This window comes from Clostridium sp. TJA032, from assembly GCF_058310275.1.
This window is the reverse complement of the sequence record NZ_JBZEFB010000001.1, coordinates 489,114-514,234: the sequence shown is the minus strand read 5'-3', so window position 1 is coordinate 514,234 and position 25,121 is coordinate 489,114. Positions and strand designations below refer to the sequence as shown.

Below are 25,121 nucleotides of genomic sequence, written 5' to 3'. Positions count from 1 at the left end.
TAGCATATGAAGAAAAAAAATTTAATTATTTTAGGGATCATATTAGTAGTTTTAATAGGTGCCGGGCTTTACTTTTTTAATAATAAGTCTACATATAAGGTTGTTATTAACAACAAAACCGATAAGGAAATTAGTGGGTTGCAAATAAGTTGCGGAAGTAATAGCAAAAATATAGAGGTTCCTGATATAGGTCCATCTTCTAGTAAAGAGGTTAGAGTTAAGTCAGAGGAAAATGGTTCTTTAGTTATGTATTATACAGATTATTTAGGAGATTCTCATAAAGAACTTTTAGCTGGATATTATCAAAAAGGGGCTAGTGGTAAAATAGTTGTAAATATAACTTCAATAAATGACCTTGGTATATATAGTATGGAGATAGCTTCTCCTGAAGCTGAAGAAGTTTTAGAGAATAATAATTAACAAAGGAAAAGGGGGGTGAGATAAAAGAAGATAAATCTTCTTTTATAAAATTTATGATAAAAATTATATACAGTATATTGTATATAATAGTATATAGCTTTTTAGGATGGTGTTGTGAAGTTATATATTGTTATATAATAGATAACAAGTTCACAAATAGAGGATTTTTAAATGGTCCTTTATGTCCTGTATATGGCTTTGGTGCTTTTTTTATATTATTATTTTTAAATAGGTATAAAAGTAATATAATATTAGTTTTTATTTTAGGAATAATAATAACTTCGCTTTTAGAGTATATAACTTCATTTTTATTAGAAGAAATATTTCATACTAAATGGTGGGATTATTCAAGGTATAAATTTAATATTCATGGTAGAGTATGCTTATTAAACTCTACCTTATTTGGTATATTATCTGTTATTCTTGTAGAGTTTATAAATCCAATTGTTGTTAATCTCATAAGTAAGCTACCTAAAATATTAGTTATTTCTCTTACCGTTATTTTTAGTATATCAATAATTATTGATTTTATAATAACTGTAAAAACCCTATTTAATTTAAATAAAAAATTAAATATCTTAGAAGATTTATCTAAAGATTTTGAAGGTCTTGGTATTTCCTTTGCTTATAAAGGAGAAAGAGACTTAGAAAGTATTATATCTAAATTTAAAGAAGAACCTTATGTTAAAGAAGAAATGTTAAATAAGGCTAAATATTTAAGAAAGAATAATTTTATACAAAGAAGAATATTAAAAGCTTTCCCTAATATGAGACATAAAAAATATAATGAATTATTACAAAAAATTAGAAAAGAAGAAAATTAAAAAAAAGACCATAATGAACTGATTATAATAAAGTATCATTATGGTCTTTTTTTTAATTATACTTATCTTTTGATAGCACTTCTTTTTTTACTAAAACTCCATTTTCATAAGTTTCCTTATAGGTTGTAGAGGATTTAGGGCCATGCTGGTCTACAGAAATAACAATTTCCTTTCCTTTATCCTCTTTTATGCCCCATATATTAGATTTTACTTCTCCTAAAGAGTTTATATAAGTTTGTACTATAACTGGATTTTTCATATTATTTTGAAATTTAAAATCAATAACTCCACTTGCCATAGTTGCATCTCTACCAATAGGGGCATATGTTACAGGTAGACTATGAGGTGCTCTTTCAACTATTTTCAAATCAGCATATAAAACTGAATTGTAAAGAGTTGTAACCCCTTGACATATACCACCGGCCAATATATCTACAACTTCATTACCAATATAACCTGGTGCATAAGTATATCCATTTTTTTCAGTTCTATCTTCTCCTTCTTTATCAGCTGAAAAAATATCTCCAGGCATTAATATAGTACCATTTAATTTGCTTAAATAATTGCTAATATTTTTAGTTCTACCTCCTGTTAAACTAGGTAGTTTAGTGCTATAACTTCCTAAAATAACCATATTATTAACCATATCTTGAGTTAGATTTGGTTTTATTTCTTTAACAGGTATTTCTATTGTACAATTTAAGCTTTCATGCTCATTATCTATATCCTTTATTATTTCATCATTAAGTGTTTCTAAATCGAGCTTGTACCCAATTTTTTCTTTGCTTGCTGATATAGAGTCTTCTGAAAAGTAAATAGTAGGTTCTACCTTCTCTTTGTTTATTTTATTACTTATTTCAGAAAGTTTTTCTTTTAAAACCTCTTCATTTTTTTCTGGTTTAAAAGAAAAATATTTAGGATTATACTTTAAGTTTAATCTTTCTTTAGTATTTGAAAAAATATTATTGTTTTTTCCAAACATAAAAACTTCCTTTGATAAATCATCAACATTAAAGAAAAAACCTAAATCTTTAGCAGAGAAAGTTTCCTTAAAAGAATCTTTGTAATTAAAGGTTATTTTAAAATTATCTAATAAATTAGAGTAGTGCTGATTTAATTTTTCCTTTAACTCATCTTCTTTTAAATTTGAAACGTTCATTTTTTCTACATAAAGTCCATCATAAGTAACATTTCTTTTAGAGTAAGTGTTTATTAATATTGCTGAAATTAAAATTAAGAATAAAATTATAAAGACTAGTAAAAATTTTAGTGCCATGTTTTTTGTGTTTAATCTTTTCATTTCTTTAATTCTCACCCTTATTACCTCAAATATATTTATAATAGATATTTAATTATAAACTAACAAATAAATATAAATAAAATGTGTAGATTTTACATAAATTTCTTTATTCAAATAATTTTAATTTATTGGTAAAAAGTTTTTAATTGTAAATTTTATATTAACCTTATTTAATTATAATATATTAAGTTGAAAAAATATACATCTTTGATTTATTTTTCATATTATATATTAATAAATTATAAAGTAGAGGAAAACAATGTTTAAAAACATAACTATAAAAGATAAAGATATCTATAAAAAACATTTGTTAAAAGAAAAATTTTTAAGCTGTGAATACTCCTTTGTTACCCTTATAATGTGGCAAAAATATAATAAAATAAAATATGATATATTAGATAATACTTTTATTTTGAAAAAATATGACAAGACTTTAGGAAATTTTTTTATGGAGCCTATAGATAATATTAAAGATTATAATTTAGAAAAAATAATAGAATTCTTAAGAAATATTCAGAAACAAGAAAATAATAATTGGCTTTTTGGTGATGTATCCTTTAAATTTTTAAAAAAATTAAAACTAATATACGGAGTAAACTTAATATATGAAGAAGAAAAAGATAATTTTGATTATATCTATAAATTAGATGACTTAAAGTATTTACAAGGAAAAAATTTCAATAAAAAAAGAAATAAATACAATGTATTTAAAAAACTTTATAATTATAAAATTAAGCTTTCTAAAAATTTTAATGAAAAAGAAATAAAGGAAGCTTTAGAATTTCTTTTAAAATGGTTTTCTTTAACTAAAAAAACTTCTATATCCTTTGAAGAAATAAAAGCTTGTGAAAATCTAATTTTTAACTTTAATAATTTAAATATAGAATCAATTAGAGTTTATGTAGATAATAAGCTAATTGGAATGAGTATTGGAGAAAATTTTAATAATAATATTTATATAATTCATATGGAAAAATGCTTTAGAGAGTTTAAAGGTATTTACGCATTTATTAATAAGGAATTTTTAAACACTTTAGACTTTAAAGGATTATATGTAAATAGAGAGGAGGACCTTGGATTAGTAAATCTTAGAAAATCAAAACTAGAATATAACCCTGTATTTTTAGAAAAAAAATTCTTAGTAAAAATAAAATGAGGATAATCCTCATTTTATTTTTTTTATTTCATTTAATGAATCTTTTGCTACATTTAAAGTTTTATTTAGATTATTTAAAGTATCATTTATTAATTTTTTATTTTCTTCCTTTTTTACAGTATCAATAGCGTAATTAAGGTATTCTTTAGCTTTAAGTGCGCTTTTTACTTTATTATTTACTTCTTCTTTTAAATTTTTATTTAAATTATCCAATAAAAAACCTCCTTAAAATTAAGTTGATATTATTTTATGTCATATTTTAAAAATAATAAGTGGAAATTTTAAAGAGTAAATACTTATTATAACATAATAAGTAAAATATTTAATTTAAGTAATATTCTTATATAATATACTCTTAAATGATTATTAAATAAAAAATAAAAAAGCAGAGAAAAACTCCACTTTAATATTATTTATCAGAACTATTAAGTCTATTTATCATAATCTCCTTAGCCTTTAATTCAAAATTATCATCTAAGGGCTGTAAAGATACCTTAGAATATTTATTACTAAGAGCTAAAGTTAATATTCTATCTGCTAATTCTGGATTTTTAGATAGTAATGAACCATGAAAATAAGTACAAATAGTATTTTTATAAATACATCCTTCATATCCACTTTCACCATTATTTCCATGACCATGAACACATTTACCTAAAGGCTTTAGATTACCTATAAAAGTTCTACCAGAATGATTTTCAAAACCAACATAAGTTTCCTTAAATTCTTCATTATAAATAACAGTATTACCTATAAATCTAGTATCTCCACCTTCAGTATATATATCTAAAATTCCTAATCCATCTATTTTTTCACCAGTAGGAGCAGTATAATAATTTCCTAAAAGTTGATATCCACCACAAATAGCTAAAAGAACTTTTCCTTCTTCAACAAATTCTTTTAATCCTTCTCTTTTTAAAGTTAATAAATCCTCAGAAACTATAGATTGTTCAAAATCTTGTCCGCCACCAAAAAATACTATATCATAATCATCTTTATTAAATTTATCTCCCATAGAGATGTTTATAACATTTACCTTTATTCCTCTTAATTCAGCTCTATGTTTTAATATTAAAATATTTCCTACATCTCCATAAACATTAAGCAAATCAGGATATAAATGACATATATTTAGCTCCATATAAATCTCTCCTTTAACTACCAAAGTTTATTAATATAACCTTTGGAATGTAAGTACTTTCTGTAATTAATCATAGCTGTATAAGTTGCAAGAATATAAACTTTATTTTCTTTAGAATTTTTAATTGCTTCTGTTAATCCTTCAAAATCTTCTCTTATTAAAAATTTATCAATAGGTAAGTTAGCAATTTTTAATCTTACAGCCATATCATAGGCTCTAATACCAGATATAAATATCTCATTTAATTCAATTGAATTTAATTTTTCAAAATCAACATCCCAAATCCAAGAAACATCCTTACCATCTGCATAATTATCATTTAATAAAAAGGCAGCAGAAAAACTTTCTGAATTTAATAAAAGTGTATCTAAAGCTTGATTATATCCTGCTGGATTTTTAACTAATATAATCCTAGCTTCCTTATCTCCAATTTTTATTGTTTCCTGTCTTCCAAAAGATGAACTTTGACTAGAGAATGACTTTTGTATAACTTCATCTTTAATATGTAATTCTTTCGCAACTGAATAAGCACATAATCCATTATATATATTATAAGTTCCCGGTTGAGTTATGGTAAATAGACTACCATTTATAACTACCTTAGAACTTTCAGGAGTAAGTTCTACTATTTCTTCTACCTTATATTTTAAATTTTCTCTTTTAAATCCACAATTAGGACAATAGAAACTTCCAAGATGATTATATGTTATAAAGTTGTAAGAATAAGGTTCTTTACAGAATTTACAGAACTTAGCATCAGCATTTATCTCTATATCCTTACTCTTATTTGGAGATACCTCAAATCCATAATAAACTTTAGGATTTTTAACATCTAATCCTCCTAATAAAGATTCATCACCATTTAAAAGAAGAGTAGTACTTGGAACCTTTATAACTCCCTCTAATATTTTATTTAAAGTAGTATATACCTCTCCATATCTATCTAATTGGTCTCTAAAAAGATTTGTTACAGTTATTATTTCAGGAGTTATATAATCTGTTATAAATTTTAAGTTTGCTTCATCAACCTCAATAACTGCATATCTTTCTTTACTTGAAGAGAATTTGTAATTTGCTACAAAAGTACTAACTATACCAGGGTATAGATTTGCTCCAGTAGCATTTGTTATAACATCTAATCCATTACCTTTTAGAACATTATATATCATTGAAGTAGTAGTAGTTTTTCCATTTGTTCCTGTAACTAAAATAACTTTATAATTTTTAGAAACTACCTTTAATATATCTCTATCCAATTTTAAAGCTACTTTACCTGGAAAATTAGTTCCACCCTTAAAAACTTTCTTTGAAATAACCTGTGTCATTTTAGATAAGATTATGCTTATATAAGATTTAATAGCTATTTTAAACACCACCTTATAATTAATTGCTTTTTTTAAATTTTCTTAAACTATTATAGTATAGCATAAACTATTTAAATTACCAATATAGTAATTAATTAATAGTTAATTATAATTTTCTGTTTATATAAATTTAATTAAATTTATTATAAACATACTAGAAATTTTACAATGCAATATATGTAGAAATATTGTATTATATATTAAGAAGGATATAATTAATAAGTAGCATTAATTATAAAAATAAATTAGACTAGGGGGAATACTATATGTATCCAATAAGATTTGAAAATTTATATTATGATAAAGTTTGGGGTGGAAGAGACTTTGAACTTTTTAGAGATAATATGCCAGAGGGAATGATAGGAGAAACTTGGGATGTTGCCTGTCATGAAAATGGAATGAGTATAGTTGAAAATGGTGAATATAAGGGATTAAGATTTGATGAATTAATAGATAAATTAGGAAGTGATTTAGTAGGAACTAAAATATCAAAAGAAAAATTTCCTCTTCTTATTAAATTAATAAATGCTAAGGACAAATTATCAGTTCAAGTTCATCCAAATGATGAGTACGGAATGAGAGTTGAAGGAGAGCTTGGAAAAACTGAAATTTGGTATGTAGTTGAAGCTTTTGAAGGTGCTAGTTTAATAGTAGGAACAAAAGATTGTACTAAAGAACAGTTTGTAAAAGCTATAGAAACTGGAGATTTTGATAAATATTTAAATAGAGTAAAGGTTAAAAAAGGAGATACTTTCTTTGTAAGAAGTGGACTAGTTCATGCTATATGTGAAGGAGTTATAATAGCTGAAATACAACAAAATAGTGATACAACTTACAGAGTATATGACTATAATAGAGGAAGAGAAATTCATGTAGAAAAAGCTTTAGATTGCATAGACTTTTCACTAAAAGGAGAGAAAGCTAGAGGATTAAAGGTTTCATATGATCAATATGATAAAACTTACCTTTCATTATGCGAATACTTCTCTTTAGAAAAATATGAAATAAAAGGCATATGTGAAGAAGAAAGTGATGTTGAAAGATTCTTCATATTCACTTGTGTTGAAGGCAAGGGAGTTATAACTTCAGAAAATAGTGAATTAACTATCAAAAAAGGAGATAGTATTTTTATACCAGCTACTTTAGGAAAATATTCTATTAAAGGTGATATTACTTTATTAAAAAGTTATGTTCCAAAAGAAGGCGCAGTTGAAGAAGAAATTATTTCTATAGTTAAATCTTAAATTTAATTAATTTATTTTGTTAAAAGTATGTAAAACTAGCTTAAATATAAGGGTTTTACATACTTTTTTTAATCCTATAAATATGGACAAATATATCTATTAAAATTATAATAAAAAAGTAAAACTTAAATACTAGAAAGAGAGTGTAGATATGGGAATTGATTTTTTATTTATAGTTAAGTCTTTAATAATTGCAGTTGTTGAAGGGCTTACAGAATTTGTTCCTGTTTCATCAACGGGACATATGATTCTTGTAGGAGACCTTATCCATTTTAATACACAATCAGGTGGATTTCCTGAAATGTATGAAGTTGTTATTCAATTAGGTGCAATCTTAGCTGTTGTAGTATTATATTGGAGAAAAATAAGCAGCTCAGTTGTTGAGTTTTTAAGCTACATATTTTCATTTATAGGATTAAAAGTTTCAGGAAATAAAAGAAAATATGAAAATAGACTTGCAAAATCACAAACAGGTTTTAAATTTGGTATAAATGTAATTATAGGAACTATACCAGCTGCTATTTTAGGTCTTTTATTTCATGATGAAATTAAAGAATACTTATTTTCAACAAAAACAGTAGCTGTAGGATTTATAGTAGGTGGTATATTACTTATAGTTATAGAAAACTATTTTAGAAAAAAAGCTAAAAAGAGCAAAATAGTTAAAGATATTGATAAAATGACTTTTAAACAATCTTTACTAGTTGGATGTTTTCAATGTTTATCATTATGGCCAGGTATGTCAAGAAGTGCCTCAACTATTATGGGAGGTTGGATTGCAGGATTAAGTACTACAGTTGCTACTGAATTTACATTCTTTTTAGCAATACCAGCTATGGTTGGAGCTTCTGGATTAGACTTATTTAAATTTGATTACTCTCAAATGAATTTAACAAATTGGATTTCTTTAATTTTAGGTTTTATAGTAGCTTTTATAGTTTCTTTAGTAGTTATAGATAAATTTATAAATTACTTAAAGAAAAAACCTATGAGAGTTTTTGCTATATATAGAATATGTGCTGGTATATTATTAGCCGTTTTAATATTTACTAAAGTTATAAATTAATAAGAAATAAAATTAAGACAAGGAATTTTTTCCTTGTCTTTTTGTTTATAAGAAATTTAAGATAAATTGTATTAATTTTCTAAATTTTTAAAATAAGTTTACTTTAAAATTTTTCCATTATATGATATTATTTACTTAAAGTTATTGTAAAAAACTTACAAACTATTCTTTGATTTTCTATAGGGGGAGGATTTTATATGAAGCAACCAATTAAAAAAATAGCTTTACTAACAGGTGGTGGAGATTGTCCAGGATTAAATGCAGTAATAAGAGCTGTTACTAGAGCTGCAATATTAAAATATGGATATGAAGTTATAGGGTATAAATTTGGATATAGAGGACTTTACAATAATGACTTTATAAAATTAGACCTTGATACTGTGTCAGGAATACTTCATAGAGGAGGAACTATTCTTCATAGTTCAAATAAAGATAATCTTTTTGATTACCAAGTTGAAGATGAAAATGGAAATCTAGTAAAAAAAGATGTTTCTCATGTTGGTGTAGAAAACTTAAAAAAAGAAGGTGTTGATGCTTTAGTTGTTATAGGAGGAGATGGAACACTAACCTCTGCAAGAGATTTTGCAAGAAAAGGAGTTAATGTAATAGGAGTTCCTAAAACTATTGATAATGATTTATTAGCAACTGATGTAACTTTTGGATTTAATACAGCTACTGAAATTGCTACTGAAGCTTTAGATAGACTTCATACTACAGCAGAATCCCATCATAGAGTAATGGTTTTAGAAGTTATGGGAAGAAATGCTGGTTGGATTGCTTTAGAATCAGGAATTGCTGGTTCTGCTGATGTAATATTATTACCTGAAATACCTTACGATATTAATAAAATAGTAGAAAAAGTAAAAGAAAGAGAAGCCCTTGGTAAAGAATTTACAATTATTGTAGTTGCAGAGGGAGCAAAACCTAAAGATGGAGAGGTTGTTGTATCTAAAATAGTTAAAGATAGTCCAGACCCAATAAGACTTGGAGGTATAGCTAATAAGATAGCTAATGATTTAGAAGAACTTATAAAAAATCATGAAGTTAGAAGTACTGTTCTTGGTCATATACAAAGAGGAGGAAATACCTCTACTTATGATAGAATCTTATCAACTAAATATGGAGTTAAGGCAGTAGAACTTATACATGAAAATTTATTTGGAAATATGGTTACTTTAAAAGGAAATCAAATTTCTTATGAAAGTTTAGAAAAGGTAATTGGAAACACAAAAAATGTAGACCCTGAAGGAGAATTAGTAAAAACTGCTAAGAGCATAGGAATTTCTTTTGCTGATTAGTATAATAAAAAAATAAAAAACTACCAATATTATAATTGGTGGTTTTTTTTATTTTCACTCTTAAACATAAGAATATTAACAAGAAAAAATTTACAATTAATACTTCAAAATTTTCTGAAAATATGATACACTTTAAACAAGGCAACATAAAAAGCAACATTAAAAGAAAGCTGGTGGGTATTTATGAAAGAAGTTCAAAAATATTTAGAGGGCAGAATCGGTTCGTATAGCTTTTTCTTTGAAGATTTAAAGAGTGGTTATACTTATGGTTATAATGAAAACGTTAAAATGATTTCAGCAGGTTGCATGAAATTACCTATAGCTATAGCTCTTATAAAGGAAGTTGAAGAGGGAAAAATTAATTTTCTAGATAAAATTAAAATAGAAAGTTCTGATAAAGTATATGGCACAGGAATAATTCATGAATTTTTTGAAAGAGAATATACAGTATTTGAACTTATGGTAGCTATGTTAATACAGAGTGATAATACAGCTACAAATAAAATAATAGACTTAATTGGAATGGATAAAATAAATAAAACTATTAAAGATTTAGGAATGAAAAATACTGAACTTAATAGAAAAACTGCCGATGAGAGAAATTTTAAAGCTGATATAGAAAATTATACAACATCTTATGATTTAACCTTAGCTTGGAAAAAATTAAGTGAAGGTACTTTCTTAAGTAAAGAAAACTCTCAAATGCTTATAGATATACTTACAAGACAACAAATAAAAAATAAACTAGCTTTATATATTCCTGATAATCTTAAGTTTGATATATCAAGTAAAACTGGAGATAAAAAAGGAGTTGAAAACGATACAGCCTTAATTCATACTCAAAAAGGAAATTTTGCTTTTACCGTTATGTCAAGTGGAATACCTAATTCAGTTTACGGAACAGTTACCTTAGCAAAGTCAGGTAAAATGGCGTGGGACTCTATAATGAATAATTGGCATTAATATTTTAAATAGCAATTATAAAAATATTATTGACATAAAATTTCTAATATGGTATTATAAGCACAATAAGAATAGCTAATGTTTAGCTAAATAAAATAACCTTTAAATTTGATCCAGAGAGGTCAATAAGGAAGTTATATAGTTTGAATTATAATCTAAAGAGATTTATTTATACATGAAAAGTCTTCCTTATAAATAGGAAGACTTTTTTTCATAAAATTATATAGCTTTTCTTCTTTAAATTAACACAGAGAGGTTAAAAAGGAGTGAAATTTTATGTTAAAAAACAGACATTTATTAGACCCATCAGATTTTTCAATAGAGGAATTTGATGAAATATTCAAATTAGCACATCAAATAATGACAAATCCCAAAAAATATCAAAACATATGCAATGGTAAAATTCTAGCTACTCTTTTCTATGAGCCAAGCACTAGAACAAGATTATCTTTTGAGGCTGCAATGCTTAGATTAGGTGGACAAGTTATAGGTTTTTCAGAGCCTAACTCTTCCTCTGTTGCTAAGGGAGAATCTTTAAGAGATACTATAAAAACAATTAACTGCTATGCAGATATTATAGCAATGAGACATCCTTTAGAAGGAGCTGCAAAGGTCGCTTCAATGTATTCAGATATTCCAGTTATAAATGCTGGTGATGGAGGACATCAACATCCAACTCAAACTTTAACAGACCTTCTTACTATAAAGGAATATAGAGGAAACCTAGATGGAAATACAATTGCATTATGTGGAGACTTAAAATTCGGTAGAACAGTGCATTCTCTTATAAAAGCACTTTCAAGATATAAAAACAATAAATTCATCTTAATATCTCCAATTGAACTTAGAATCCCAAATTATATTAGAGAACAAATATTAGAAAATAATAATATAGAGTTTCAAGAAATAACAAGCTTAGAAGAGGGAATTAAAGAAGCTGATATTTTATATATGACAAGAATACAAAGAGAAAGATTTGTAGATGAAAATGAGTATGAAAGACTAAAAGATGTATATATACTAAATGAAGAAAAAATGAAAAAAGCTAAAAGTGATATGATGGTTCTTCATCCTCTTCCTAGAGTAAATGAAATAACTTACGAAGTAGATGAAGATAATAGAGCCTTTTACTTTAAACAAGCTAAATGTGGTATGTATGTAAGAATGGCTTTAATGGCAAAACTTTTAGGGGAGGCTTAAAAAATGAAAAACAAGGAAATTAAAAATCATAAATGTAAAAATACAAGATGCATAACTCAATTTGAAAAATATGTTCCTCAAAGCTTTACTTTAGTGGACAAGAAAAATCATATTTATAACTGTGATTACTGCAATGCAGAAAATACTTTTAAGGCTCAATAATTTAGGAGGACACAAATTAAGATGAACTTATTAATAAAAAACGTAAATTTAATAGATGAAAACACTAATTTTTTTGGTGATATATATATAGAAAATGGTTTAATTAAAGAACTTGGAACTGAACTTAGTAAAGAGTGTGATATTTTAGAAGGTAAAGGCTTAGTTTTAATGCCCGCTTTTATAGATACTCATGCACATTTTAGAGATCCAGGATTTGAGTATAAAGAAAATATAGAAAGTGGTTCTAAAGCAGCAGTTAGAGGAGGATATACAACTGTAACTTTAATGCCAAATACAAAACCAGTATGTAGTTCTAAAGAGATTTTAGACTATGTTGTTAATAAAGGAAAAGAAGTAGGTTTAGTAGATTTATATCAAACAGTATCTATTACAAAAAATTTACTAGGAAATGAAATAGACCATCTAAAAAAATTTGAAAATGATAAAAATGTTAAAGCTATTACTGATGATGGAAAAGGGGTTTCAGATTCTAAAGTTATGTTAGATGCAATGAAAATTGCTAAAGATAATAATTGGATAGTAATGTCTCATGCTGAAAGCCCTGAATTTTCAAAGATTGATATGAGATTAGCTGAAAATATGATGACTTGGAGAGATATAGCTTTAGCTAAATTTGTAGATTGCAAACTTCATATGTCTCATGTAAGTACTAAAGAAGCTATGAAATATATAATAGAAGGTAAAAATGAGGGGGTTAAAGTTACCTGCGAGGTAACTCCTCATCACTTATCCTTAAATAATGAGAATATAAATTATAGAGTTAATCCTCCTATAAGAGAAGAAGAAGATGTAAATTTCTTAATAAAAGCAATAAAATTAAATTATGTTGATTGTATAGGAACAGACCATGCTCCCCATTCAAAGGAAGATAAGGAAAAAGGAGCTCCTGGAATGATAGGAATTGAACAAGCTTTCTCAATCTGCTATACAAAGTTAGTTAAGGAAAATAATATAAGTTTAAATAAATTAAGTGCATTAATGAGTGGAAATGCAGGAAGATTATTAAATATAAATAAAGGAAGACTTCAACCTGGATTTATTGGAGATTTAGTTCTTTTAGATTTAAATAAAAAAAGATTATTAAAAGAAGAGGATATAGTTTCTAAAAGTAAAAACACACCTTTTAATGGAATGGAGTTTTATGGAGATGTAGTAGCTACAATAAAAGAAGGTAAAATAGTTTATAAAAGCGAATTTTAGGAGGTATATATGATAGCTGATAAATTGTTTGAAAAGGTAGAAAAAAATGGAGTAGTTTGTGTTGGATTAGATACAAGCTTAGATTATATACCAAAGGAGCTTAAAGATAAATTTTCTAATGAAGGAGATATGCTATTTGCTTTCAATAAGGAAATAATAGATGCAACTTTAGATGTTTCAGCTTGTTTTAAAGTTCAAATAGCTTATTATGAAGCTTTAGGCCTTAAAGGATTAGAAGCTTATAAAAAAACCTTAAATTATTTAAGAGAAAAAAAAGCTTTAATAATAGCTGATATTAAAAGAGGAGATATAGCTGCAACAGCAAAAATGTATGCTAAAGCTCATTTTGAAGGAGATTTTGAAAGTGATTTTATAACTTTAAATCCTTATATGGGATTAGATAGTATTGAACCTTACCTACCTTATTTAGAAAAAAATGAAAAAGGACTATTTGTTTTAGTAAGAACTTCAAATAAGGGTGCTGTAGATATAGAATACTTAAAGGATTCTAAGGGAGATAGGGTTTATGAAGTAGTAGGAGAAAAAATTAATTCTCTTGGAAAAAAATATTTAGGAAAACATGGGTATAGTTCAATAGGAGCAGTTTTAGGTTGTACTCACCAAGAAGAAGCAAAGGAAATGAGAAATAAGCTAAACACAACACCATTTTTAATACCTGGATATGGAGCACAGGGGGGAACTGCTGAAGATGTAGTATCTTATTTAAAAAATGGAAATGGCGGTATTGTTAATTCCTCAAGGAAAATATTGTTAGCTTATAAAAATATGGATGATAGTAAAAATTTTGCAGAGTGTGCTAGAAAAGAAGCAATTTTAATGAGAGATAGCATAAGAGAAGCAATTTTAAAATAGTTAAAATACTTGGGAGGACAGATTATGGCTATGGAATATTTTAAAGGTAAAGTAAAAGAAAATATAAAGTTAGTAGAAGGTATATATTCATTAGTAGTAGAACATGAAGCAAAAATAAATGCAGGGCAATTTTATATGATAAAAACCCCTAAGACATTTTTAGGTAGACCTATAAGTGTCTGTGAAGTTAATGGCAAAGAGGTTCGCTTTGTATATGCTACTGTTGGTACTGGAACAAAGGAAATGAAAAAAATGATTTCTGGAGATGAAATAGAAATAATAGGTCCTTTAGGAAATGGCTTTGATGTAACAAAAGATTATGGAAAAGTTGCTTTAGTAGGTGGTGGAATAGGAGTAGCACCTCTTTTAGAACTTTCAAAATCTCTTAAAAAAAATAATAAGAATATAAAAGTAGATTTTTATGGTGGATTTAGAGAGGATATCTACTTAATAGAAGATTTTAAAAAGTATGTAGATGAAGTAAATATTTCAACAAATACTGGTAAATATGGATACAAGGGTTTTGTAACTGAAATTATTCCTCTTCAAAATTATGATACAGTATTATGCTGTGGACCGGAAATAATGATGAAGAAGGTAGTTGAAATGTGTAAAGAAGAAAATGTAAAGGTCTATGTTTCAATGGAAAAGCATATGGCTTGTGGGGTAGGAGCATGTTTAGTATGTACATGCAAAACAAAAAAAGGAAACAAAAGAACTTGTAAAGATGGTCCAGTATTTAATGGATTAGAAGTTGAATTCTAATTTTAGGAGGATTTAAAGTATGTTAAAAACAGTTATAAATGGAATAGATTTTAAAAATCCTGTTATAGCAGCATCAGGTACCTTCGGTTTTGGTGAAGAATACAATAACTTTTATGATGTTGGTATTTTAGGAGGAATAAGTTCAAAAGGACTAACTCTTAATAAAAGAGAAGGTAATGAAGGCATAAGAATATATGAAACTCCTAAAGGAATAATGAATTCAGTTGGACTTCAAAATCCTGGTGTAGAAAAATTCATAGAAGAAGAATTACCTAAAATGCTAAAGTTAGGAACAAAGATAATAGCTAATGTAGGTGGAGCTACTATAGAAGATTACGAAAAAGCAGTATCTCTTTTAAATAAAGAAAAAGTAGATATGATAGAACTAAATATTTCTTGTCCAAATGTAAAATCTGGAGGAATGGCTTTTGGAATACAATCAGATATAGCTTATGAAGTTGTTTCAAAGGTGAAGAAAATATGTAATAAACCCTTAATGGTAAAGCTATCACCAAATGCTGAAAATATATGCAATATGGCTTATAGCTGTGCAGAGGCTGGTGCAGATTCAATATCTTTAATAAATACTTTAAAAGGTATGGCAATAGATATAAGAAATAGAAAGCCTGTATTTAATAATACTTATGCAGGTCTTTCAGGACCAGCTATAAAACCAATAGCTCTTAGAATGGTTCACGAAGTTTCTAAGACTGTTAATATTCCTGTTATAGGTTTAGGAGGAATTTCTAATGCAGAGGATGCTATAGAATTTATGATGGCAGGTGCAAGTGCTATACAAATAGGAACAATAAATTTTGTAAATCCTAATGCTGGAAAAGAAATAATAGAAGGTTTAGAAAGTTTTTGTAAAAAAGAAGGATTAAAAAATATTAGTGAAATTGTAGGTTGTATAAAATAGTACTAAATAATAAAGAAAAGTTTTGGAGGAATTAAAAATGAAAAAAAATACAGATGCTATGGTTATAGATACATTAAAGGAAGTTGGAGCATTATTAGAAGGACATTTTTTATTATCATCAGGAAAACATTCAAATAGATATTGTCAATGTGCTCAATTATTAAAATATCCAGAGAAAGCTGAAAAAGTATTAAAGGTTGTAGCAGATCAAATTAAGGATATAGATTTTGATTTAGTTGTAGGACCTGCTATGGGTGGAGTTATAGTATCTTATGAATTAGGAAGACAATTAGGAAAACCTGCAATATTTACTGAAAGAGAAAATGGTGAAATGACTTTAAGAAGAGGCTTCACTATAGAAAAAGGACAAAAAGTAATAATAACAGAGGATGTTGTAACTACAGGTAAAAGTTTTAAAGAAGCAGCTAAAGTCATTGAAGAACAAGGTGGAGAAGTTGTAGCTGTAGTTTGTATAGTAGATAGAACTTCAGAGAAGGTTACTGATTTTCCAATGTTTAGTTCAATAAAGCTTGATATAGAAACCTTTGATGCAGAAAACTGCCCAATGTGTAAAGAAGGAATACCTTATGTAAAACCTGGAAGTAGAAACATTAAATAAAAAAATAAAAGCTTTAGCTTTAAATAAAGCTAAAGCTTTTATTTTTTATTACAGAATATAGACTAAAATTTTTTTGAATTTTGTCTAAAGGAATTGATTATTTCCATTTTATTACTTATAATTAATTATAATATATGTTTTTTTTATTATATTATTTTATTTGAAATTGAAGAGGTATTATGGGGTTAGATAAAGTTATTTTTAAAAAAGATTTAATTAAGGATATAAAAAGCATTTCATACTTATATGAAAGTGCAGGATGGTTTGATTATACTGAAGACTTAGAAAGATTAGAAAATGCATTTAAAAACTCATTAAGGATAATTTCTGCTTGGCATGGTGATAAGTTAATAGGCCTTATTAGAGTAATTGGCGATGGGTTAACTATTATATATATACAAGATATATTAGTTCTTCCTGAATATCAAGGAAATGGTATTGGTAAGGAACTTCTTTACTCAGCCCTTAAAGAATATAGAGATGTTAAACAAAAAATTTTAATTAGTGAAGATAAAGATTCTTCTATCGAATTTTATAAAAATATTGGATTTAAATTAATTGATGACTATAATGGAGTAGCCTTTGTAAATTATATAGAATAATTTAAATAAAAGAGTACATAAAATTTATGTGCTCTTTTATTTTTAACTTTATAAAGTCCTCTTCTTCTTAAAATTAAAGCTTTATTAAATAATATTTATTTTTAATTATAAAATGATTTATTTTATGTTTTCTATTAAAATATAATATATAATTAAATTATAAAAATATAAACTTTATTTAATTAGAATTTTATTAGAATAATTTATATATTGAATTTAGGAGGAATTTTAATGAAATTAATATCATGGAATGTTAATGGTTTAAGAGCTTGTGTTAAAAAAGGTTTTTTAGATTATTTTAACTCTGAAGATGCTGATATATTTTGCTTACAAGAAACAAAATTACAAGAAGGACAAATAGATTTAGCTTTAGAAGGATATTATCAATACTGGAACTATGCTGAAAAAAAAGGATATTCGGGAACAGCAATCTTTACAAAGAAAAAACCTCTAAATGTTTTTTATGGAATAAATATGGAAAAACATGATAAGGAAGGAAGAGTTATAACTTTAGAATTTGAGGATTTCTTTATGATAACTGTATATACTCCAAATTCTAAAAGTGAACTTGCTAGATTAGATTATAGAATGGAATGGGAAGATGATTTTAGAAACTATCTTTTAGAACTTTCCTCTAAAAAGTCTGTTATAGTTTGTGGAGATTTAAATGTAGCTCATAAAGAAATAGACTTAAAAAATCCTAAAACAAATAGAAAAAATGCTGGATTTACTGATGAGGAAAGAGATAAGTTTTCAAAATTATTAGAAAGTGGCTTTATTGATACTTTCCGTTACCTAAACCCAGACTTAGAAGGAGTTTATTCTTGGTGGTCTTATAGATTTAATGCTAGAAAAAACAATGCAGGATGGAGAATTGATTATTTCCTAGTTTCAAAGGATTTAGAAGATAAGGTTAAGGAAGCTTCAATAGATACTGAAATTTTAGGTTCTGACCATTGTCCTGTTAAATTAATATTAGAATAAAAAAATTAAACTCTCTAATCAATAAATTATTTTAACTATTGATTAGAGAGTTTTTTATAAACTTGAAATAAGACTTTATATTTAGTTAAAAAAACTTTCTTGCTTACATAAAATTTTAGAAAGTGGTATAGCTATAACTATTCCTACTCCTACTTGAATTATATTACCTATTATATCCTTAGCTGAATAAACTAAGGCTCCTATTAGAGTATTTGTATGTGAAGTAAAGAAAAGTGCAATTATTGCTCCTGAAATAAAATAAGCTATAACCATAAAAACTCCTGAAATTAAAAAAGGAACTAAATAATTTTTTCTGTGATTATGTTCTAAAATAGCTCCTGCTATATAAGCCATTAAAGCTTTTATTATAAAGGTAAAAGGTGCCCAAATTATATAACCACTATAAAGGTCTACAAGAGCCATACCTAAACCACTTGCTAAAGCACCATATTTTTTTCCTAAAAGTGCTGCAGATAATAGTACCATACAATCTCCTAAATGTACAAAACCACCTAATGTAGGTATCTTTATTAAATTTGCTGATATAAATATTATAGCAATCATTAGTGCTGTAAAAATACTTTTGTGAAATTTATTAGTAGCATTCATATTTTTATACCTCCAAAAGCAAAATATAATTATATATTAAATTACTATAATAACATTTTCAAATGTATGGGTACAATTTTCATTTTTATAAAAATTATACCTTTAAAATTTATATATTTATGATATACTGTTAAATAATACATAATATAGAAATTTTACAGAAGAGGAGTTTGAAACATGAAAGAAAAAAATATAGCAGCTTTTTTTGATATTGATGGAACTATTTACAGAGAAGGACTTATAACTGAAGTTTTTAAAAAAATAATTAAATATGAATTAGCAGATGAAACTAAATGGTATAAAGATGTTCGTCCTGCTTTTTTAAAATGGGATAAAAGACAAGGTGGATATGATGAATACTTGCTTAAGATGGTAGATATTTATACAGAGGCTATAAAAGGTATAAGTAATCACCATATAGAGTATATAGCTAAAAAAGTAATAGAGCAAAAAGGTGATAGAGTATATACCTTTACTAGAGAAAGAATTAAATGGCATAAAGAACAAGGGCATATAGTTATAGCTATTTCAGGTTCTCCTTATGAACTTGTGAAGGAAATGTCTCAAAAATATCATATGAATGATTTTAAAGGAACTATCTATAAGCTTGATGAAAATAAAACTTATAATGGAGATATAATACCTATGTGGGATTCTGAAAGTAAAGAAAAAGCTATTTTAGAACTTAAAGAAAAATATAATATAGATTTAGAAAATAGCTATGCCTATGGGGATACTTCAGGAGATTTTACAATGTTTAAAAATGTAGGAATTCCCTATGCTATTAATCCTACAAGAGAGCTTATAACAAAGGTTCTTAATAGCCAATGTATAAAAGAAAAAATTAAAGTAATAGTTGAAAGAAAAGATGTAACATATGACCTTGATATAAATAACTTAAAACTTTTATAAACTAAATTTAACATTCGTATTTTTATAGAAAAATACGAGGAAATACTTTTTATAGCTTAAAAATAGTTTGTATATTTCAGAATATTATAAAATATATATTATATTTTTATTCGTAAATATTCCTCTTCACCTTAATTTTAAAGTAATAAATTCAAAAAAATCTCTTAATAATAATGAAAACTTTATTTAAATTTATGGGAAATTCCAAGAATTTTTTCTTAGAATTTGCTATAATATGTATATAAAAAGCGAATGGTGTAAAAGGGGGAAGACTATATGAGTAATGTTAAATTTTGTTCTATTATTATAAAGGATGATTTCAATAATATTTTAATTTCAAAAAGAAAAGGAAAAAAATCAGAAGAAAATCTATGGTATGTTTTTGAGAGAAAAATTAAGGGGAAAGAAACTCCAGAAAAATGTGCAAATAGAGCAATAAAGGAAGATTTAAAGACTATAGTCTTTGATTTAAATCAACTATGTGATTTTAACCTTAATGAAGAGGAGTCTTTAAGAGTTTTTACAGGTTCTTTAAAAGAAAAAATCACTTGTGGTGCAAATATAACTGCATATAAATGGATAAACAAAGATGATTTAAATGACTATACTTTTGCAAATGGGGAATTAGAAAAGATAAATGCTTTTTTTGATACTATATAAAAACATGCTAACATTGGCATGTTTTTCTTTTGTTGTTATAATAAAACCGTGAGGTGATTATTATGACATTATTAAGAAAGAAAATTTTAGGAGAAGATTTTCATGTTACTATAAAACCTATATATAACAGAGAAGATACCTTGGCATTTACATTTTCGCCTGAGCAAAAAAAAGTAGAAATCGGTGAAGAGATTACAATCACAGTAAAACATCCTACAGAAAAGTATGATGAATTTTGTGATGAATTAGTAGAATTAATAACTAAATATCAAGAAATATAAAAAAACAGTCCTTTTGGACTGTTTTTATTTTAAGCAGCATTTTTACCTATAAATTTATGCACAATTTTTTCACATGGTGGCATAAAAAATTGTATTGCTGGACCTGTGAAAAGTACTGCTATAATTGTTCCAAGACCTACAACACCAGCTAATAAATAACCAACTACTAGAAAGCTTAAATCTAAGCCGATACGTATCCAACGGTATTGGAAATTAGTTTTATCTCTTATAATAAGAGGAACTAAATCGTTTGGTGCAACTCCTAATTCTGTACTTACTAAGAATGAAAAACCTATAGCTATTATTACACAACTTAAAGCTACAATTATACATTTTGTAAATAAATTAAAGTCACTAAGGTAAGTATCTAATCCGAACTTATGTAATATTCCCATTATAGCATCTATTGTAGGACCTACAACAACAACTAAAACGAAAGTTCCTATTTTAAGCTGTTTTCTATCTGCAATAAATATTAAAATAACTAAAGCAACAAGTATTATCATGTTAGCATTTCCAGTAGAAATATTTAAAGCTTTTGAAAGCCCTTGAGTAAATACTGTAAATGGATCTGAACCAGCTCCACTTAATAAAAATATTACAACACCTAATTGTATAATTGCCATTCCTAATAAGAAAAATATAAGTTTAGGAATAAATTTTTCTTTCTTCATTTTTAATACACTCCTTGTTTTGAGTTTTGTGAATCGTATTTTGAATGTGAATTTAAAATATTTAATGTGTATTTAAAAACTTAAAAGAAAACCAAACACAATGATTATAACCATTGTTAACTTATATGTCAAATAATTTTAACAAATCCATAAAAATATTAATCTTTAAGTAATAAAATCAATAAATTATTACTGATTTACTATAATTAAGTAGTTTGAAAAATGGTATAATTTATTTTATAATTATTAGATTAAAGTAAAGAGGTGAACATATGAATAATAATTTAAAACCTAAGGAACATATTGCTAAAATAGCAAAGGATTCAACATATTTTATTTTTAAAAATGGACCTATAAATAAACTTTGTAAAGAAAATAAAATTTCTAAAGAGGAAGTTACTGAAATTCAAGAATATATGCAAAATCATTTAGCATATCTTTATGAAGTTTTATTAGAAGAAGGAAATTTAAAAAAATATGAACTTATAATGAATACTATGAGTCAGTTTTACGTAAATGATAATACTGAGGTTTTTTTAGCTGATGAAGGATTTGATTCTTTATACAATCAATTATTTCCTAAAAGCAATATAACTTTAAAATAATGATAAAAACTATACCATAAAATTTTATGGTATAGTTTTTACTTTAGTATGGATATTCTATTAATTACAACTTACTTTTGGAATAAATTCTTCCTTAATATTTTCTTTTTTATCCTTTTTATTTTTTCTTTTAAGTATAAATTCTACTATTATAGCTATAGCACCATCTCCAGTTACATTAATAGCAGTTCCAAAACTATCTTGTGCTGCATGAAGTGCAATCATTAATGATTTTTCTATATTTCCAAAGCCTAGCATCCCCTCTAAAAGACCTAAGGCTGCCATAACCCCACCTCCAGGGACTCCTGGAGCGGCAACCATAGTTATTCCTAACATAAAAATAAAAGGAATCATAAGAGAAAAAGTAGGAGTTTGTCCTTTCATATACATTACAGCCATAGAGCAAAGCACTAAAGTAATAGTATCTCCTGCTAAATTTATAGTTGCTCCTAGAGGAATAACAAAATCTGCAACATCCTTATCTATATTATTGTTTTTAGCACAACTTAAAGTAACTGGTATTGTAGCAGCTGAAGACTGAGTTCCTAAAGCTGCCATGTATGCTGGAAACATATTTTTAATTAACTTAATTGGATTTTTTCTTTTTAAAGTACCTGCTAATAAATATTGAGTAAATAAATATATTCCTTGTATTGAAAATAAAACTAAATATACAAGACCAAAAGATTTTAGTGTAGTAAATATTTCACCACTATAACTTAATTTTGAAAAAATTGAAAGAATATAAATAGGTACTAAAGGTATTAATAGATTTTTTATAACTAATGAAATAACATGATTAAATTCCTCTGATACTTTTAAAAGATAACTATTTTTTATTCTTGATATTCCTATACCTAATAAAAATGCAAAAACTAAAGCTGACATAACACTAAACATTGGTGGAATATCTATTGAAAAGTAAGGTTTAATGCTTGAAGTATTAGTATCTAATGAAGCACTTATTATAAACATAGGAAGTAATAGCTTCCCAACTAAAAAAGCAATAAGTCCAACTAAAAAATTTGATAAATAAGATATTAAAGTTGTTATAAAAAGCCCCTTACCTGATTTACTCCCTAAGGATGCTATACCAGGTACTATAAATCCAACAATTATAAGTGGAATTAAAAAGCTAAGTAAATTTCCAAAAATAGAGTTAAAGGTCATAAGTATTCTAATTGGTATATCTAAATTAATATAGGAACAAGTAATTCCTATAATTATTCCTAAAACTATGGCAAAAATAATTCTTTTTATTAGTGATAAGTTTTTCATAATAGCCCCCTCTTTTGTATTTTATGAAAATACAAGTGTTTTCTGTATGAGTACATATTACTATAACACATATTTAAAGTCAATAATTAAAGACTAGTTTTTTAATTTTTATAGCTTATTGTTAAAAAAATATTGACTAATTGGAAATTTAATGTCATAATTGTTAATAGAAAGTGAATAACTGAGATAGAGGCGCGATGATTAAAAGTATCTTTGCAGAGGTAAGCACGTTGAAGCAAAGTGAAAGGATGATTCGCCGAAACCTTTAGAAAATGCTTTAATTCTAATAGGTTGGGGTTACATATAATATATGTAACACTGTCACAATTTATTTTGTGGTGTGCTATCATGAAAGAAGAGTATTGTATATAACTTTACGAACCCTTAAGCATGAAACACGCTTAAGGGTTTCTTTTGTTAGCGAAAACTTAGTTATCACTTATGGCTTAATTATTAAAACCATAAGGAGGACTAAAAATGAGTCAAGAACAAAATACTAATCTAAAAAGAGGTTTAAAGTCAAGACATCTTAGTATGATTGCCATGGGAGGTGCTATAGGAACAGGAATTTTCTTAGCAATGGGAGATACTCTTCATCAAGCTGGTGTTGGTGGAGCCTTTGTAGCTTATGGAATTATTGGAATCATGGTATATTTTTTATGTACAAGCTTAGGGGAAATGGCAACTTATATGCCAGAGACGGGTTCTTTTGGAGCCTATGCAACAAAATTTGTTGACCCTGCCTTAGGATTTGCCTTAGGATGGAATTACTGGTATAACTGGGCTATAACAATAGCCGCTGAAATGGTTGCAGGTTCTTTATTAATGAAGTTTTGGTTTCCTAATGTTCCAGCAATAGTTTGGAGTGCATTATTCTTAGTAATTATATTAACTCTTAATTTATTATCTGCTAAAGCTTATGGAGAATCTGAATTTTGGTTTGCTGCTGTGAAAGTAGCTACTGTTATAATATTCTTAATTGTAGGTGTACTTATGATTTTTGGAATATTAGGTGGAGAAAAAGTTGGTTTTAAAAACTTTTATGAAAATGGTGGACCATTTATAGGAGGAGCAAAATCAATTTTTATGATTTTTCTAATAGCTGGATTTTCATTTCAAGGAACAGAATTAGTTGGAGTTGCAGCTGGAGAGAGTGAAGACCCTGAAAAAAATGTACCTAAAGCAGTTAATACAATCTTTTGGAGAATATTATTATTTTATTTAGGAACAATTTTGGTAATTGGAGCTTTAGTTCCAAATGCTCAAGCTGGTGTAGAAACAAGTGCATTTACAATAGTATTTGAGAAATTAGGTTTAGCTGGTGCTGCCTCTATTATGAATGCTATAATACTTACTTCTGTTTTATCAGCAGGTAATTCAGGAATGTATGCTTCAAGCAGAATGCTTTATGCCATGGCTAAAAATAAAATGGCTCCTAAAATTTTTGAAAAAACAAATTCTAGAGGAGTTCCTGTTAATGCTATTATAGTAACAACAATAATAGCAAGTTTATGTTTCTTAACTGGAATTTATGCTGAAAATACAGTTTATGTATGGCTTGTTGCAGCATCAGGTTTATCAGGCTTTATAGCATGGCTTGGCATTGCAATATGTCATTATAGATTTAGAAAAGCCTATGTAGCACAAGGAAAAGATTTAAATAAATTAGTTTATAAAGCTAAATTATTCCCGCTAGGACCTATAATAGCTTTAATTTTATGTGGCGTTATAGTTTTAGGTCAAGGTTATGCATACTTAGATGTAAGAAACGGAGTAGACTGGGGTGGTTTAATATCATCATATATTGGCTTACCTTTATTCTTTGGATTATTTGCTTACTATAAAATAAAACATAAAACTAAAATAGTTCCTTTAGATAAAGTTGATTTAAGTGTAGAACCTATCAATAAAGAAGAAACTTTAGAAGAGGAAGAAGAAGTTTTAGTTTACTAAAAAAGAGGTACTTTTTAGTACCTCTTTT

28 protein-coding genes and 1 riboswitch are annotated in these 25,121 nt (G+C 26.5%); of the genes, 21 read left to right on the top strand and 7 right to left on the bottom strand.

Annotation, left to right across the window (positions count from 1 at the left end):
• Positions 1-6: 6 nt before the first annotated feature.
• Together AC4FRL_RS02380 and AC4FRL_RS02375 are read left to right on the top strand one after the other, a co-directional pair.
• Positions 7-420, top strand: a complete 414-nt coding sequence (locus AC4FRL_RS02380; protein ID WP_491138462.1) for a hypothetical protein — start codon at positions 7-9, stop codon at positions 418-420.
• Positions 421-473: 53 nt separating this feature from the next.
• Positions 474-1,244 (top strand): putative ABC transporter permease, encoded by a 771-nt coding sequence (locus tag AC4FRL_RS02375; protein WP_491138461.1) that lies wholly within the window; start codon positions 474-476, stop codon positions 1,242-1,244.
• Positions 1,245-1,296: 52 nt separating this feature from the next.
• On the opposite strand, the gene AC4FRL_RS02370 is transcribed toward AC4FRL_RS02375, so the two are convergent.
• On the bottom strand, positions 1,297-2,544 hold the full coding sequence (locus tag AC4FRL_RS02370) for a VanW family protein (RefSeq protein ID WP_491138460.1): 1,248 nt from the start codon (positions 2,542-2,544) through the stop codon (positions 1,297-1,299).
• Positions 2,545-2,803: 259 nt separating this feature from the next.
• On the opposite strand from AC4FRL_RS02370, the gene AC4FRL_RS02365 reads away from it, so the two are divergent.
• A complete protein-coding gene (locus AC4FRL_RS02365; protein WP_491138459.1) occupies positions 2,804-3,700 on the top strand; it encodes a DUF2156 domain-containing protein in 897 nt (298 codons plus the stop codon).
• A gap of 9 nt (positions 3,701-3,709) precedes the next feature.
• Here the strand turns inward: AC4FRL_RS02365 and AC4FRL_RS02360 are convergent, their stop codons facing one another.
• The 3 genes from AC4FRL_RS02360 to AC4FRL_RS02350 all read right to left on the bottom strand — a co-directional run bounded on the left by AC4FRL_RS02360 (position 3,710) and on the right by AC4FRL_RS02350 (position 6,214).
• Entirely contained in the window at positions 3,710-3,913 is a 204-nt protein-coding gene (locus tag AC4FRL_RS02360; protein WP_491138458.1) for a hypothetical protein, read from the bottom strand.
• A gap of 196 nt (positions 3,914-4,109) precedes the next feature.
• Positions 4,110-4,841, bottom strand: coding sequence for a type 1 glutamine amidotransferase (locus AC4FRL_RS02355; RefSeq protein ID WP_491138457.1), 732 nt, complete (start codon positions 4,839-4,841; stop codon positions 4,110-4,112).
• 17 nt (positions 4,842-4,858) lie between these two features.
• Positions 4,859-6,214, bottom strand: coding sequence for a MurT ligase domain-containing protein (locus AC4FRL_RS02350; RefSeq protein ID WP_491138456.1), 1,356 nt, complete (start codon positions 6,212-6,214; stop codon positions 4,859-4,861).
• A gap of 257 nt (positions 6,215-6,471) precedes the next feature.
• Between AC4FRL_RS02350 and manA the strand changes: the two genes are divergently transcribed.
• The 13 genes from manA to AC4FRL_RS02285 all read left to right on the top strand — a co-directional run bounded on the left by manA (position 6,472) and on the right by AC4FRL_RS02285 (position 18,121).
• Positions 6,472-7,449, top strand: coding sequence for a mannose-6-phosphate isomerase, class I (gene manA, locus AC4FRL_RS02345; protein ID WP_491138455.1), 978 nt, complete (start codon positions 6,472-6,474; stop codon positions 7,447-7,449).
• A gap of 151 nt (positions 7,450-7,600) precedes the next feature.
• The gene (locus tag AC4FRL_RS02340; protein WP_491138453.1) at positions 7,601-8,515 is read left to right on the top strand and encodes an undecaprenyl-diphosphate phosphatase; all 915 of its coding nucleotides are present in this window, start codon (positions 7,601-7,603) and stop codon (positions 8,513-8,515) included.
• Between the two features lie 197 nt (positions 8,516-8,712).
• Positions 8,713-9,813, top strand: coding sequence for a 6-phosphofructokinase (locus AC4FRL_RS02335; RefSeq protein WP_491138452.1), 1,101 nt, complete (start codon positions 8,713-8,715; stop codon positions 9,811-9,813).
• A 183-nt stretch (positions 9,814-9,996) separates the two neighbouring features.
• Entirely contained in the window at positions 9,997-10,776 is a 780-nt protein-coding gene (locus AC4FRL_RS02330) for a serine hydrolase (RefSeq protein WP_491138450.1), read from the top strand.
• Positions 10,777-11,052: 276 nt separating this feature from the next.
• On the top strand, positions 11,053-11,976 hold the full coding sequence (gene pyrB, locus AC4FRL_RS02325; protein ID WP_491138449.1) for an aspartate carbamoyltransferase: 924 nt from the start codon (positions 11,053-11,055) through the stop codon (positions 11,974-11,976).
• 3 nt (positions 11,977-11,979) lie between these two features.
• Positions 11,980-12,138: an aspartate carbamoyltransferase gene (locus AC4FRL_RS02320; RefSeq protein ID WP_491138447.1), complete on the top strand. Its 159-nt coding sequence runs from the start codon at positions 11,980-11,982 to the stop codon at positions 12,136-12,138.
• 21 nt (positions 12,139-12,159) lie between these two features.
• Complete coding sequence (locus AC4FRL_RS02315) at positions 12,160-13,359, top strand: dihydroorotase (protein ID WP_491138445.1); 1,200 nt, start codon at positions 12,160-12,162, stop codon at positions 13,357-13,359.
• Between the two features lie 9 nt (positions 13,360-13,368).
• Positions 13,369-14,232 (top strand): orotidine-5'-phosphate decarboxylase, encoded by an 864-nt coding sequence (gene pyrF, locus AC4FRL_RS02310; RefSeq protein WP_491138444.1) that lies wholly within the window; start codon positions 13,369-13,371, stop codon positions 14,230-14,232.
• A 24-nt stretch (positions 14,233-14,256) separates the two neighbouring features.
• Positions 14,257-14,997: a dihydroorotate dehydrogenase electron transfer subunit gene (locus AC4FRL_RS02305; RefSeq protein WP_491138442.1), complete on the top strand. Its 741-nt coding sequence runs from the start codon at positions 14,257-14,259 to the stop codon at positions 14,995-14,997.
• A gap of 19 nt (positions 14,998-15,016) precedes the next feature.
• Complete coding sequence (locus AC4FRL_RS02300; RefSeq protein WP_491138441.1) at positions 15,017-15,916, top strand: dihydroorotate dehydrogenase; 900 nt, start codon at positions 15,017-15,019, stop codon at positions 15,914-15,916.
• A gap of 37 nt (positions 15,917-15,953) precedes the next feature.
• Positions 15,954-16,535: an orotate phosphoribosyltransferase gene (gene pyrE / locus AC4FRL_RS02295; protein ID WP_491138440.1), complete on the top strand. Its 582-nt coding sequence runs from the start codon at positions 15,954-15,956 to the stop codon at positions 16,533-16,535.
• A 179-nt stretch (positions 16,536-16,714) separates the two neighbouring features.
• Positions 16,715-17,137 carry a GNAT family N-acetyltransferase gene (locus AC4FRL_RS02290; RefSeq protein ID WP_491138438.1) on the top strand — a complete coding sequence of 141 codons (423 nt, stop codon included), beginning with the start codon at positions 16,715-16,717 and terminating at the stop codon, positions 17,135-17,137.
• 231 nt (positions 17,138-17,368) lie between these two features.
• Entirely contained in the window at positions 17,369-18,121 is a 753-nt protein-coding gene (locus tag AC4FRL_RS02285) for an exodeoxyribonuclease III (protein ID WP_491138437.1), read from the top strand.
• An 81-nt stretch (positions 18,122-18,202) separates the two neighbouring features.
• Here the strand turns inward: AC4FRL_RS02285 and AC4FRL_RS02280 are convergent, their stop codons facing one another.
• Positions 18,203-18,730, bottom strand: a complete 528-nt coding sequence (locus AC4FRL_RS02280) for an ECF transporter S component (protein WP_491138435.1) — start codon at positions 18,728-18,730, stop codon at positions 18,203-18,205.
• A 177-nt stretch (positions 18,731-18,907) separates the two neighbouring features.
• On the opposite strand from AC4FRL_RS02280, the gene AC4FRL_RS02275 reads away from it, so the two are divergent.
• From AC4FRL_RS02275 to AC4FRL_RS02265, 3 genes are all read left to right on the top strand, one after another.
• Positions 18,908-19,642, top strand: coding sequence for an HAD-IB family hydrolase (locus AC4FRL_RS02275; protein WP_491138434.1), 735 nt, complete (start codon positions 18,908-18,910; stop codon positions 19,640-19,642).
• Between the two features lie 276 nt (positions 19,643-19,918).
• Positions 19,919-20,302 (top strand): NUDIX hydrolase, encoded by a 384-nt coding sequence (locus tag AC4FRL_RS02270; RefSeq protein ID WP_491138433.1) that lies wholly within the window; start codon positions 19,919-19,921, stop codon positions 20,300-20,302.
• A gap of 62 nt (positions 20,303-20,364) precedes the next feature.
• Positions 20,365-20,583 carry a hypothetical protein gene (locus AC4FRL_RS02265; protein WP_491138432.1) on the top strand — a complete coding sequence of 73 codons (219 nt, stop codon included), beginning with the start codon at positions 20,365-20,367 and terminating at the stop codon, positions 20,581-20,583.
• 29 nt (positions 20,584-20,612) lie between these two features.
• Here the strand turns inward: AC4FRL_RS02265 and AC4FRL_RS02260 are convergent, their stop codons facing one another.
• Positions 20,613-21,257 (bottom strand): YczE/YyaS/YitT family protein, encoded by a 645-nt coding sequence (locus tag AC4FRL_RS02260; protein ID WP_491138431.1) that lies wholly within the window; start codon positions 21,255-21,257, stop codon positions 20,613-20,615.
• Between the two features lie 272 nt (positions 21,258-21,529).
• On the opposite strand from AC4FRL_RS02260, the gene AC4FRL_RS02255 reads away from it, so the two are divergent.
• The gene (locus AC4FRL_RS02255; protein WP_491138430.1) at positions 21,530-21,862 is read left to right on the top strand and encodes a hypothetical protein; all 333 of its coding nucleotides are present in this window, start codon (positions 21,530-21,532) and stop codon (positions 21,860-21,862) included.
• A 60-nt stretch (positions 21,863-21,922) separates the two neighbouring features.
• Here the strand turns inward: AC4FRL_RS02255 and AC4FRL_RS02250 are convergent, their stop codons facing one another.
• The gene (locus AC4FRL_RS02250) at positions 21,923-23,140 is read right to left on the bottom strand and encodes a dicarboxylate/amino acid:cation symporter (RefSeq protein WP_491138429.1); all 1,218 of its coding nucleotides are present in this window, start codon (positions 23,138-23,140) and stop codon (positions 21,923-21,925) included.
• Positions 23,141-23,319: 179 nt separating this feature from the next.
• A riboswitch (Lysine riboswitch) is annotated at positions 23,320-23,494 on the top strand.
• Positions 23,495-23,617: 123 nt separating this feature from the next.
• Between AC4FRL_RS02250 and AC4FRL_RS02245 the strand changes: the two genes are divergently transcribed.
• A complete protein-coding gene (locus AC4FRL_RS02245; protein WP_491138428.1) occupies positions 23,618-25,093 on the top strand; it encodes an amino acid permease in 1,476 nt (491 codons plus the stop codon).
• The last annotated feature ends 28 nt before the right edge of the window (positions 25,094-25,121 follow it).